At 49.9% G+C, this 13,140-nt stretch carries 11 protein-coding genes and 1 pseudogene; 9 read left to right on the forward strand and 3 right to left on the reverse strand.

From position 1 onward, the window contains the following. Nucleotides 1-6: 6 nt before the first annotated feature. Together KJS69_RS08790 and KJS69_RS08795 are read left to right on the forward strand one after the other, a co-directional pair. Nucleotides 7-903, forward strand: a complete 897-nt coding sequence (locus KJS69_RS08790; protein WP_213583351.1) for a carbohydrate ABC transporter permease — start codon at nt 7-9, stop codon at nt 901-903. Nucleotides 904-988: 85 nt separating this feature from the next. Beyond that, nucleotides 989-2,635: an ABC transporter substrate-binding protein gene (locus tag KJS69_RS08795; protein ID WP_306434400.1), complete on the forward strand. Its 1,647-nt coding sequence runs from the start codon at nt 989-991 to the stop codon at nt 2,633-2,635. A 156-nt stretch (nt 2,636-2,791) separates the two neighbouring features. Here the strand turns inward: KJS69_RS08795 and KJS69_RS08800 are convergent, their stop codons facing one another. From KJS69_RS08800 to KJS69_RS08810, 3 genes are all read right to left on the reverse strand, one after another. After that, entirely contained in the window at nt 2,792-3,073 is a 282-nt protein-coding gene (locus KJS69_RS08800) for a YxcD family protein (protein WP_213583352.1), read from the reverse strand. Nucleotides 3,074-3,080: 7 nt separating this feature from the next. After that, nucleotides 3,081-3,533 carry a hypothetical protein gene (locus KJS69_RS08805; RefSeq protein WP_213583353.1) on the reverse strand — a complete coding sequence of 151 codons (453 nt, stop codon included), beginning with the start codon at nt 3,531-3,533 and terminating at the stop codon, nt 3,081-3,083. A 120-nt stretch (nt 3,534-3,653) separates the two neighbouring features. Continuing rightward, the gene (locus KJS69_RS08810) at nt 3,654-4,004 is read right to left on the reverse strand and encodes an iron-sulfur cluster biosynthesis family protein (RefSeq protein WP_213583354.1); all 351 of its coding nucleotides are present in this window, start codon (nt 4,002-4,004) and stop codon (nt 3,654-3,656) included. Between the two features lie 92 nt (nt 4,005-4,096). On the opposite strand from KJS69_RS08810, the gene KJS69_RS08815 reads away from it, so the two are divergent. The 7 genes and pseudogenes from KJS69_RS08815 to KJS69_RS08840 all read left to right on the forward strand — a co-directional run bounded on the left by KJS69_RS08815 (nt 4,097) and on the right by KJS69_RS08840 (nt 13,096). Then, nucleotides 4,097-5,611, forward strand: coding sequence for a carboxypeptidase M32 (locus KJS69_RS08815; RefSeq protein ID WP_213583355.1), 1,515 nt, complete (start codon nt 4,097-4,099; stop codon nt 5,609-5,611). 132 nt (nt 5,612-5,743) lie between these two features. Next, a pseudogene (locus tag KJS69_RS29640) lies at nt 5,744-5,851 on the forward strand (YdcF family protein); the annotation flags it as partial. 617 nt (nt 5,852-6,468) lie between these two features. After that, nucleotides 6,469-7,476: an ABC transporter substrate-binding protein gene (locus tag KJS69_RS08820; RefSeq protein WP_213583628.1), complete on the forward strand. Its 1,008-nt coding sequence runs from the start codon at nt 6,469-6,471 to the stop codon at nt 7,474-7,476. Nucleotides 7,477-7,657: 181 nt separating this feature from the next. Next, on the forward strand, nt 7,658-8,446 hold the full coding sequence (locus KJS69_RS08825) for an ABC transporter ATP-binding protein (protein ID WP_213583356.1): 789 nt from the start codon (nt 7,658-7,660) through the stop codon (nt 8,444-8,446). Further along, entirely contained in the window at nt 8,443-9,273 is an 831-nt protein-coding gene (locus tag KJS69_RS08830; protein WP_213583357.1) for an ABC transporter permease, read from the forward strand. Before KJS69_RS08825 ends, KJS69_RS08830 begins: the two co-directional genes overlap by 4 nt. Nucleotides 9,274-10,161: 888 nt before the next feature. Next, complete coding sequence (locus tag KJS69_RS08835; protein ID WP_213583358.1) at nt 10,162-10,731, forward strand: outer spore coat protein CotE; 570 nt, start codon at nt 10,162-10,164, stop codon at nt 10,729-10,731. A gap of 862 nt (nt 10,732-11,593) precedes the next feature. Next, a complete protein-coding gene (locus KJS69_RS08840) occupies nt 11,594-13,096 on the forward strand; it encodes a putative amidoligase domain-containing protein (protein ID WP_249730456.1) in 1,503 nt (500 codons plus the stop codon). Nucleotides 13,097-13,140 lie beyond the last annotated feature (44 nt).

Below are 13,140 nucleotides of genomic sequence, written 5' to 3' on the forward strand. Positions count from 1 at the left end.
TGGACGATGGAGCATTCCGCGATTAGAGAGTCGAGAGGCGACCGGCTTTTTTCATTAGTAAACTACACCATTCTTTCGTTGTTTTTAATCACTATACTGTACCCCCTAGTTTATGTGGTGAGCGCTTCCATCAGCGATTCGAGCGCCGTTATCTCCGGTGAAGTATGGCTGTGGCCGGTCCGGCCCGGCTTGGATGGTTATGAGGCGGTGTTCAAGCACAAGCTTATTTGGACAGGCTTCCGTAACGCGGCTTATTATACGCTGCTGGGCACCCTGATTAACGTCGTTATGACGATTCTGGCCGCCTATCCGTTGGCCAGAAAAGATTTTTACGGGAGAAACGTATTGATGTTTCTGTTCGTATTCACGATGCTGTTCTCGGGCGGATTGATTCCAACCTATTTGCTCGTCAAGGATCTGGGGCTTCTCAATACGACCTGGGCCATGGTTCTGCCTAATGCGCTGGCCATCTGGAACGTCATCATTACTCGGACTTACTTCCAATCGACGATCCCCGATGAACTTCTGGAGGCTGCCCAATTGGACGGCTGCAACGATTTTCAATTCGTCTGGAAGATAGTTGTTCCCTTATCGGGACCGATCATTGCCGTCATCACGTTGTTCTACGCTGTAGGCCACTGGAACTCGTTTTTTAACGCGCTCATTTATTTAAAGAGTCAGAAACTGTACCCGCTGCAGCTTGTTCTAAGGGACATTCTCGTTCAGAACGACGTCGATGTCATGATGCTGACCAACATCGAGGACGCGGCCAAGCGGGAAGGGCTGCGGGAGCTGCTTAAATATTCGCTTATTGTCGTTGCTACGGTTCCGCTGCTAATTATTTATCCGTTTGTGCAAAAATATTTTGTCAAAGGGGTTATGATCGGTTCTTTGAAAGGCTAGGGAGCAGCGAAGGATTCGGGTGCGAAGCTGAAGATCTATTGTTTAAGCTCCAGTCTGCCCTGCAAAATGATGAGGAGGGGTTCACGTGAATAGAAGGATAATAGTTGCTATATCCGTCTGGATTAGCGCAATGCTGATCATCAGTGCTTGCACCGGCAAAGAGGCGCCGCCGGCGGCGGGGGAAGGAGCGTCCGCAGACAACATTACTCCAGCGGGGGAATTTCCGATAGCTAAAGAAAAAGTGACGTTGAAGGTGATGGTGGCTTCCAATCCGCAGGTAGAGGATTTTACGACGAATGAATTTACTAAGTATTTGGAAGAAAAGACGAATATTCACATCGAGTGGGAAGTCGTCCCGGAGAAATCCGCCGCCGAGAAGCTCAATCTGGTTCTGGCCGGGGGAGATTTGCCGGATGTCATTATGATGGGGGTATCGAGCGCCCAGCAAATGATTTTTGGCAGTCAAGGTGTGTTTCTCCCGTTGAACGACTTAATCGACAAGTATGGCAAGGAAACGAAAAGAATGTTCGAGGAAATGCCCGTCGTGCGAGAAACGATCACCGCCCCGGATGGGAACATATACGCTATGCCGTCCCCTAACGAATGCTACCATTGCTCGCTAGCCAACAAACTGTGGATCTACAAGCCTTGGCTGGATAAGCTCGGATTGGATATTCCGACGACGACGGATGAATTTTACGAGGTGTTGAAAGCGTTTAAGAATGAAGATCCGAATGGCAACGGCAATGCCGATGAAGTTCCATTCTCCGGTTCGCCTAATGCCTGGTATGCCCAGGTGGACGCCTTCCTGATGAACTCGTTTATCTATAATCCGGGGGGCGATCGGTTGTATCTGGTGGACGGCAAAGTGGACGTTCCTTACAATAAGCCGGAATGGAGAGAGGGCTTACAGTATTTGCACATGCTGTACAACGAAGGCTTGTTAGACCCGCAAGCACTCACCCAGGATTCGAATCAACTCAAGCAGCTGGGTGAGAATCCGGATATTCCGATTCTCGGAGCCACCTCCGGAGGGCATATGGGTGTGATGACCGAGTTTTATGGGAGCAGCGGCCGATGGCTGGAATATGTGACGGTCCCTCCGTTGAAAGGACCGGATGGAGTGCAGCAAGCGACGTTCAGACCGTATCAGGTCGGCGCAGGCAACTTTGTCATCACGAAGGCAACGAAGCACCCTGAAGCGGCCTTCCGGCTGGCTGACGCGCTGTATGACGAGGAAATGACACTCCGTACAACCCTCGGCCGACCGGGAGTGGAATGGGATTGGGCGGAGAAGGGCGAGCTCGGAATTAATGGCAAGCCGGCTATATGGAAGATGATTTCGGATTATGGACAGGTCCAGAATGTGCATTGGAATCAGACGGGCCCGTCCTTCCGCACGAGCGACTTTCGCTTAGGGGAGGTAGCCAACCCGGACAAACCGTTGGAAGATATGCTGTATAAAGAAACGAAGCAAAATTACGAGCCGTATAAAGTGGACATGGAGCGGGTGCTGCCTCCGCTGTTCTTCAACAATGAGCAGGCATCCGAGCTGGCTGATCTGGCCAAAACGATCAATGATCACGTGGAGGAGATGATGGCGCGGTTTATTACCGGGGATGCCAGTCTGGAGAAGGACTGGGACGGCTACGTCAAAAATTTGGAGAACATGAATTTGCCGAGGTTCCTCGAAATCAACCAGGAAGCCTACGATGCCAAGTACAATAAGTAAGCAGAATTCGTAATAGGAGAGGACAAAAGGCTGACTTTAAGCGGAATACTTCCGTTAAAGTCAGCCTTTGCGATATTTGGTAGGGTTAGTACAAGCTTGAATCTGGAAGTTCGGTCTGGATAGAGGAGAGTAAGCTTGGAACCGCCTTGTCTGCTCCTAATCTTCACGAATGACGGCGAACATTTCGTCCTCCACGTCCAGTTCAATCTGACCGCGGAATACTCTGCGGTCGTATTCGGAAAGCAAATAGCGTTCGATTGCTTCCTTCATGTTCGATTCTATTAAAAATTGACTGCGGCCCTCTGCTGTAACTTCAGCGGAAAACCCTAGCTGTTCATCCCACATAAGCTGTACTTGCACCTGAGTAGGCTGAATTTGCTTGCGCTCCGCGATATGAAGACAGATGGCGTTCATAATTTCTTGTTCATTTAATGTCATATCTTAATTACCTCTTATAAGGATCATTGTGCATTTGCTGCTTCTTGCGACGGTCCATCGCATTGAAGATAGCGCGGACGATTGCAAAGATAACGAAAATGACGATGAACAGTGCAGCCAGATTAACCAACAAGCCGAGAATTTCTCCCATGAAGCCCATGCCGCCGAACAAGCCGCCGAACAGCATCCCAGCGAGTCCGCCGATCATTAAGCCTTTCATTAAGCCGCCGCCGCTAAAAAATCCACGGTTGGCATTGGTGTTGGCGTTGTTAGTGGACTTGTTGGTAGCGGAATCTTGTTTAGCTTTGTCTTGATTCTTGGATGGCGTATTCTGCTGCTTGTTGAAGGTGCCGGTGTTGGAACGATAGCTGCCGCCCCTGGGCTTGGCGTCGACGATGGCTGGCGCTACTGCTGCAAAAAGCACAAAGCAGGCCATGAAGACAAGAAAAAACTTTTTCATTGGTTCCCCTCCTGAAGTTATCAAATCTATTTATTATACAATACTACTACAATACTAAATACGAGCGCCCAAGGCAACGGTTTCGTTAGTCAGGCACGGGAAACTTTCGGAAATGATGTGTTATCGTCTTTCTCCTGCCGCCGACCGCTTGTCCAGTAAAGTTATCCCGGCGTTGTAGATTTGCTGATCGCTTTTTAACTGAAATGCTTTCTTTTCCGTGTCGTAGTCCAGTCTCATCTGCTCCTCGAAGAAAACTTCCTGCCTCTTCTCATAGAGGATAAGGACCGGAGATAAAGCAGCTGCCGGATTATCCGCCGACGGCTCGATCGGGTCGATCACCCAAATTTGTGGAACTCCGCTGACTGCGCACCCGCAGCCTTCTGAATCGTAGACGAGCTTCAAAGTAAATCCACTGCCGCCGAGCCGGTTAATGATTGCCCGTTCCGCGGCATCTCTCACCTCGATGCGCATCGTCATCCCTCCTTCGTATAGATAAGTTGATTATAGAGTGAAGAAAAAGTAATATCAAAGTGTGTACCTTAATATGGAAAGGAGTTGTCGGAATGGGCATCTTGGAACAGCAGTTGGAAGAGTTTCACAAGCTGATTAAAAAAATGAACGCTTACGAAGAGGCCATTGGACTAATGCATTGGGATTTGCGGACCGGCGCCCCCAAGAAAGCGGTCGAAGGCCGGTCCGAAGTGATCGGACAATTGTCGGGAGAAATGTTCAGATTATCGATCTCCGACGAAATGGGAGCGATGCTGCACGAGCTGTCCCAGCCGCATCATGAAGAACAACTGAACCGGATCCAGAAAAAAATGATAGCTGAAGCCAAAAAGCAATACGACCGCGATAGAAAAATTCCGCCGGATCTATACCAGCAGTACATAGTTCTCACTTCCCAGGCTGAGTCTGTCTGGGAAGAGGCGAAGGAAGCATCAGATTTTGCGAAGTTCCGTCCTTATCTGGAAAAAATAGTGGCTACCAATCGGGAATTTATCGAATTGTGGGGAGGCACAACCAATCCATACGACACATTGCTGGATATCTATGAACCGGGAATGACCGTGCAGAAGCTGGATCATCTGTTCGGAGCGCTTCGAGAGCAGGTGGTGCCGCTGGTCGCCGCCATTCAGAAGTCGGAACATCAACCGGATACCAGCTTTTTACGGCAAACGTTTGACAAGGAACGGCAAAGACAATTCAATCTGTTCATACTAAAAGAGATGGGCTACGATCTGGAAGCCGGAAGATTGGATGAAACAGTACATCCCTTTGCAATAGGGCTTAACCCGGGCGATGTTCGGATTACAACGAAATTCGTGCTTGACGATCTGGCGACCGCTTTGTTCGGAACGATTCATGAAGGCGGTCACGCTCTGTACGAGCAGAACATTACCAAAGATTTAATGGGGACCAATCTCTGTACCGGAACATCCATGGGAATTCATGAATCACAATCCCGCTTCTGGGAAAACATGGTCGGCCGCAGCCAATCGTTCTGGCACCGATATTATGGTGATTTACAGCAGACGTTCAGCGGACTTCTGGACCACGTCCCGCAGAAGGAATTTTATCGGGCGATCAATGAAGTCCGGCCCTCCTTGATCCGGACGGAATCCGATGAAGTAACCTACAACCTCCATATTATGATCCGCTATGAGATCGAGAAAGCGCTGTTCGAGCAAAAGGCGAATGTCGCCGACCTGCCGGAATTGTGGAATGAGAAATATAAAGATTATTTAGGTGTCGTCCCCGCAGGTGATGGGGAAGGCGTACTTCAAGATGTTCACTGGGCCGGCGGAATGTTCGGTTATTTCCCTTCCTACGCGCTTGGTAACATGTACGCTGCCCAAATCCGCCATACCTTGCTTGAGCAAATGCCTGATTTCGAGGACCGGATCGCCAAGGGAGAGCTGCACCCGATCAAGGAATGGCTGACCGAACGAGTTTATCAATACGGCAAGCTGCTCGACCCTGGAGAAATCATCCTTCAGGTGACCGGAGAAGAGCTGAGTCCGAATTACCTCGTGCGCTATTTGGAAGACAAATATAAGCCGATTTACAAGCTGTAAGCCTGTGGAGATTTGAAAGGTAAGTTAATGGGGTCTGGGTCACCCCACCATGTAGTGCCGCAACGCGAGTTGGGAGAAGCGCGCGTTAAGAAAGAGGTTGGAAAATGTCCTGAGGGGGAAGAGGAGCAGGTCATGTCTTATCCATTCGATTGCATTACCAATTTTATTTTCGTTGAAACTGAAATGGCTCCAGCAGATGTGATTTTAGTTCCCGGTTCGAACCATCTTCAGCTAATGGAAAGTTGAGAAAATCGGTAAATACTTTGGTCATCATATTCCGAAGTGGGTTAATTAATCTATCGATCTGGTCTGAGTTACTTCACTGACGGGATTTTAGTTGAAGGAGATCATGCAATAGCGGACTTTTTTAGCGCCATATCATCACCTATACCGTTTCATTAAACGCCCTGCTGTCGGGGCGTTTTTTTTTCGACTTTATAAGTTTTCGAGGGGAGAGCGGGTCTTTGCCCAAATATTATGAAGGAATGCAAAAATACAGTCGATGGGTGACTTTTGATCTCATTTCGACAGATCCACTGCAAATATACAGTAGATTCGGCCATTTAGGTCTGAAAATGGATTAATCTGAAGATTTTACTGTATGTTTGCAGTCGATGTATTGAAAGGAGCGGATTCCGACCCAAAGGAATGTAGAATTGCAGTCGATTGTCAACTCTGCGCCTACACCGACGTGCGCCACACCTATGTTGCCCCTACGCTGTGCTACACTTACGCTGCACCGCACCTACATAAATCATCATTGTGACAAATCAGCTTTTCAAGCCAGGAGTTAAACCTCTTGCTGGGCTGCTGCATAGGATAGAGGAGACGATGATTGCGGGGAGGCGACATGATTGATGATTAGCAAACGCGGATGGTTAGCGTTCCTTGTGTTGCTGTTGACGTGCGGGCTGGTCCTGCCAGCGTGCTCGCAAAGCGGCGGAGCGACGAAAATCCGATTGGGAGAAGTAACCCGTTCGATTTTTTATGCTCCCCAATACGTGGCGATTTCACAAGGTTTTTTTGAGGAAGAAGGGCTGGAGGTGGAATTGACCACTACGTTTGGCGGAGACAAGACGATGACGACGCTCCTGTCTGGAGGGATCGATATAGCTCTGGTCGGCTCGGAAACGTCGATTTATGTCCATCAGCAGGGCAGCGACGATCCGGTCATGAATTTTGCCCAACTGACGCAGACAGACGGAACTTTTCTCGTAGCCCGCGAGCCGATCCCGGACTTTAAATGGGAGCAGCTTAAAGGGAGTACGTTTCTCGGACAACGCAAAGGCGGAATGCCGCAAATGGCGGGGGAATTTACGCTGAAGAAGCATGAGATCGACCCGCATAACGATTTGAAGCTGCTGCAGAACGTCGAATTTGCCAACATCCCGACTGCTTTCGCATCGGGCACGGGAGACTATGTTCAGTTATTCGAGCCGCAGGCCTCGGTATTTGAGAAGGAAGGCAAAGGCTCGGTCATAGCCTCCTTCGGCGTGGAGAGCGGACGTCTGCCCTATACTGTTTTTATGGCCAAGAAAAGCTATATAGATGCGAATAAGGAGGTTGTGCAAAAGTTTACCAATGCGGTTCATCGCGCGCAGAAATGGGTGGACAGTCAGCCGGTGGAGGCGATTGCGGACTCGCTGGCTTCCTTCTTCCAGGATACGGAGAAGGATATCTTGATCCGGGTCGTGCAGCGGTATAAGGAGCAGGGAAGCTTCGCCAGTGATCCAATCATTGATGACGAGGAGTGGAACAACCTGCTGGATGTGATGGAGGAGGCCGGGGAACTGAAGGAGAGAGTACCGCTGGAAGCATTGGTTGACAATCACTTTGCTGAGCAGGCGCTAAAGAGCGTCAAGTAAGAGGAGGAGACTAGAAGACAGGGAGACCGACAAGCAGGCAGAGGTTGGGTAAAAGGAGCCTGCGCCAGGTGCTCACCCCTATGGAGCCTTAAGCTCAAGCCGGGAGAGTCCCTGCATGAACTGTTAGCCTTGTGAGAACAGGAATGAGAGTCAGGTGATATTTCGCGAAGGGGGAATCGAAATGAAAGCCGCCGTCCGTCTGAATGGAATCACTCAGGTATACGTAACTGAAAGAGGCGCCTCCCTCGCCATTGAACAGATTACTATGTCACTTGCGCCGGGAGAGTTTGTCGGACTTGTCGGTCCGAGCGGCTGCGGGAAAACGACTCTATTATCGATCATTGCCGGCTTGGTTCGACCGACGGCAGGAGTAGTGGAGGTCCATGGAGAGCCGGTCGTCAGCCCGTCCGGCAAGGTGGGCTATATGCTCCAGCAGGATTATTTATTTCCGTGGAGGACGATCTACCAAAATGTGCTTGTCGGCTTGGAACTGACCGGTCAGCTTACGAAGCCCAATAAAGAGTACGCTCTTCATCTGCTGGATGAGATGGGACTGTACGAAACGAAGGAGCAGTACCCGGCCCAGCTGTCTGGAGGAATGAGGCAGCGAGTGGCATTAGTGCGGACTCTGGTGACGGAGCCGGATATTCTATTACTGGATGAACCGTTTTCCGCGCTTGATTATCAGACTAAGCTGCAGCTGGAGGATTTGTTGTCCGAGACATTGAAGGCTAGAGGCAAAACCGCCCTGCTCGTCACGCACGATATTTCCGAAGCAACCGCCATGAGTGACCGGGTGTTCGTCATGGGGCGGAACCCGGGCATCTTGCGTAAAGAAATCGTTATTCCGGACAGCATACGTAACGAAACGCCGTTCAAGGCCAGAGAGCTGCCGCAATTTCATCCGATCTTCAATCAAATTTGGAAGGAGCTGGAGGCTCAGGAAAGAAAGAGTGGTGATGGCCAATGACGCAAGTCAATAATCATTATTCTAAGCGGACCGTTCTCAAAGAGTCCATCTTTCATCAATACAGGGCGAAGGTGAAGAAAACGAAATGGCTGGTTCTGCTCACCCAGTTAGCCCTTCTGGCCAGTAGTCTGATCTTATGGGAAGTGGCGGGAAGAAATAAATGGATCGATGTTCTTCTGTTTAGCTATCCAAGCAAAATTATCGATCTTTTGTACTCCAAGCTGCTTGATGGCAGTCTGCTCCCCCACATTGGGGTCACCGTGCTGGAGACATTGGTCGGCTTTATTCTCGGGACGCTGGTTGGCACGATCCTCGCTGTCATGATCTGGTGGTCGCCTTTTCTGCAAAAGGTTCTGGATCCGTACATCGTAGTGTTGAACAGTATGCCCAAGGTGGCGCTTGGCCCGCTGTTTATCGTTGGTTTGGGCCCCAACGTTCTGTCCATTATTGCGATGACTCTGGCCATTACGGTTATTGTGACGACTCTGGTCATTTATTCCAGCTTCAATGAAGTAGATACGAATTATATGAAAGTCGTACGGATCTTCGGTGGCAGCCGGACGCAGGTGTTCCGCAAGGTTATCCTGCCCGCTTCCTTTCCGACGATCGTCTCCACCTTGAAGGTTAATGTAGGCTTGGCCTGGATTGGAGTGATTGTCGGGGAATTTCTCGTATCCAAGCAAGGACTGGGATACTTGATCATTTACGGCTTTCAGGTGTTTAATTTTTCGCTCGTGATCGGCAGTCTGTTCATCATCGCCATTGTAGCGACTTTGATGTATCAGGCGGTAGCCTATTTAGAAGGTCAGCTGGCCAGGAAGAAATAATGATTCGGCTGTAGCCGGACTTCGTCGCCTCATCGGCTGCCTTAAAGGATTTGCGAAAGTTAGAATAGCTATATACACGGCACTAAAGATATCATAGATCATGGAGTGGAGAAAGAAAGATGCTTCCAGGGCGAGTTTTGGCTTTGTATTCCTACCACCCGAAGGCCCATCCAGTAAATAAGGAGCTAGGTTTGGTTGGGGTCCCCGAAAAGTACCTGGAATCACTTCGAAGCCTATCTTCACTTTTGGGGGAAATAGTTTAGATGTTTGAAGCTTCGGAGGCACTTTCCTTCGGAACGGAATGATCGCTTTCTTTAGTGCCATTTATATAGTCAGCTGTCTCGGAAAATGTGCATATCCTTTATGAAAAGTTAGCAGAATCCTATGCAGGGTGAACGTTTCACTCCTGGCCAGGATGCGAACCTGGATGGGAAATAAGCTGCTTTACGGCAGGCAGCCGATGGATAAGGGAGCAGGGCGGCATTAAGGAAAGTCCTCGGAGTACTAACCCATCGTGCTTTTTTATCATCCGATGCTTCTGCAAGCTAACAAGAGAGCGGAAGCTATTAGATCTCTACCTTGTGAAGAACTTACAAAGATTTGCAGACAAAGATAAAAAAAGGACGATAAACGCCGAACAATCGCTTGTTAAGCGGATCGAAGGGAACCCGGAATCTTTAATGTCGCATCTCCTATAAAGTAGGGAGAAGAAACGAAGGAAGAAACGGAAGCTTGTCCGACAAGGCCAGGGCGGCCGCAAAAAACCTAATAACTATAAGGAATGAACAAGTTTGGCTGGCTTCCCGGGATTCTCAAAAATTTTTGTCACCCTAGACGAATGTCCTGCATACAATTTAAAAGAATGATTGTATGGAGGAGGTTGAAACGATGTCGATTACAGATAAAGATCTGCAATTTAGAGAGATCATAACAAAAGCTGTCTGCGGCAAAGGACGTAAATTCAGTCAGGTGAGCCATACCGTAACTCCGTCTCATGCTCCAACCAGCATCCTGGGCGCCTGGATTATCAATCATCAATACGAAGCGGCCAAAGCAAGCGACGGAGTAGAAGTCATTGGTACTTACGATATTAACATCTGGTATTCGTATGATCGGAATACGAAAACCGACGTAGCCAAAGAAACGGTGTCTTATGTCGATGTGATCCCGTTATCTTACATTGACAAAAAACATAGGGCTTCTACAGCCGAAGTTGCAGCTTCGGCGACCCAGGAGCCGAACTGTGTCGAGGCCACCGTATCGGCGGACGGGAGCTCCGTCATTCTTCGAGTGGAACGGGAATTTCAAATTGAAATGGTGGCTGAAACTAAAGTATGTGTTCTCGTCAATCCGAATGGCTGCCCGGACTTCCTTGATAAATCATTTGACTTCGACGGCGACGATCTGGGCGATTACGAAGATTTGGACGCTGACCTCATCGATGAGGACTACAACTGATTCAATAGCCGTGTTATGAAGGATTTCACCTGATCTAATAACAGTATATGTGCTGAGCTGGTTTATGCTGAGGGCGGGAGCCCTCTTTTTTACCATTTTCTATAAGTTCCGGGGCTCCCCGCTACCCGGAATATGCTTCAAAGGCCACTCGTCACTTTGTGGGGATTTTACGGGGCTCCCCGCAAAGTAGTGTCTAAACCCTCTTTCAATGCAAAGCTAGGAAGATCGACCGCGATTAGAGGAAGGTTTAGACGCCGACCCTGTAAGGGGCGGACGGAATACGCTTCGAAGGGCCACACGTCACTTTTGTACGAAAATTAAGGCTCAAAACCGGAATCTGTGCTTGACGAAATAAATGCCTCATGGTACTTCATGTTCTGTTCTACCAGGTCATAGCCTGGGTTTCATTTTAAGTTGTGGTGTCACGGGCTTCACAAGAAAGATACGAAGTGAAAGGTGCTTGCTTTTAATATAATGGCAAGTGGCCTGGGGTTAGGTAAGGAAAACAAAATAAGGTGCAATTATACACTCCAATTCTATAGTTCTAGCCATTATTAAGATTAAGGTGTAAAAATGCGCTCTATTTTCCACGATTTTAAAAAAACGATATTTCACCCATTTAGAGGGTACTTTTGCACTTGAATGCCCATTTCATGAAAAAGGTTGGATTTAAGAGGCATTTTTGCACTTCAATCCTTCCATTTGGCTAGAAGGAGATTGGACGTCAAGCATTCTGATTGCAAGATGGAGCCAAAATTAATCCGTAAGAAGGCAAAAAAAGGGCTTTGTCGTAACTGAATAAATGATCGCAGAGATGTCAGGATATGGGGACAATGACGCAAGGAGGGACGGGAACTTGGGAGTGTATGTACTGCATGGAAGGGAGAGCGGACTGGAGCCTCTGTTGAGGCTGCTTAAGCTTCCCCATGGAGAAAAGCTGCCGGAGAGCGGCGGAGTCGAGGCCATCATTCGTTGGGGAACCAGGGCTCGGGAGCCGGACCACGTATGGACCCTCAATCGGCTAAAGCCGGTATTGCGGACAGCCAACCGGCAGGAAAGAGAGCAAACTCTACGGCTTCACGGACTGAAAACCGGGCCACCGAGTGGACAGCCGTTTTCTCATCGGCTTGACTCGTCTCGTCAATCTTATGAGCCTCATCGGCACCCTCAGTCTAATCCAACTAATTCGTCTCCCTCGGGCTTTCCTTTGTATATTTATGAGTACTGGATTCCGGTGTTTCATCTGGAAGCTCTGACGGTTTATGAAAAGAAGGCGGTGGAGCCGCTGCGGGTCCGAACGGTCGCTTCCTCCCGTCCAGCTTACCGGGAGCTTGAAGGGGGGGCCTGGAGTTATCACGTACGCAGAGCCGTCAAGGATTCGCTCAGAGCGGTTTATGTTTTGGGCCTCGATTATGCGCTGGTCAAGGCGGCGGTAACGGCGGACAGCCGCACGGTCATTGTTGACGTGGTTCCCAATCCCCGCCTGTCGGAGCCCCTGGCGAGGCTGTTCGCCGAGGCAATCCACAAGTTCGCGGCCAAGGTAGAACAAGAGGCCGAAAGCAAGAGCGAGGTGCTGCTCGGGGCCGACCCCGAATTCGTGCTGCGGAACCGCGAAGGCCAAATGGTGCCCGCCTCCCGGTTTATGGATCGGGAAGGGCCGGTCGGCTGTGATGCCGTTGTGCTGAGCGGGCAGCGAACCATTAAGCCGCTGGTCGAGCTTCGTCCGGAGCCGTCGGCCGATCCAAGGCTGCTGGTTCTCCAGCTGCGCCGCTGCATGCGGATGGCAGCTGGAATCATTACCGATCCCGAGCTCGTCTGGACATCGGGAGGGATGCCGGTCAGAGGAATTCCGTTGGGAGGACATATTCATCTAAGCGGGGTATGGCTTCATTCCCGCTTCATCCGCTTGCTTGATAACTATTTATCGCTCCCGATGCTGCTGACGGAGGACGATAATTCCCGTCGCCGACGCCCCCGCTACGGATATTTGGGCGATGTGCGGCGCAAGTCTCACGGCGGATTCGAGTACCGTTCTCTTCCGAGCTGGCTTCACTCCCCTCGTCTGGCTGCAGGCGTACTATGCCTGGCACGCTGTATCGCCGATCATTACCGCGATTTGAAGCTGGAGCCATTGGAGCGGGCGGATGTGCAGAAAGCATTCTATGAAGGGGATAAGCGGTATTTGCAGTCGATCGTCCGCGAAATCTGGAAAGATCTGGAGCGCTTGCCCGGGTATTCGGTCTACGGGAAGGAACTGAACGCGCTCAAGCAAATCGTGTTCGGCGGAAACATTCCCGCCACCGGCGATTTTCGCCTTGCCTGGAAGCTTCCGGTTGCCCCGCAGAAGGTCTTGAACCAAGTTTAGGTCACAATTCTTGATATAAGATCGGTTATTAAAATCAATCCGGC

The sequence above is a fragment of the Paenibacillus sp. J2TS4 genome (assembly GCF_018403245.1).
Classification (GTDB): domain Bacteria; phylum Bacillota; class Bacilli; order Paenibacillales; family NBRC-103111; genus Paenibacillus_L.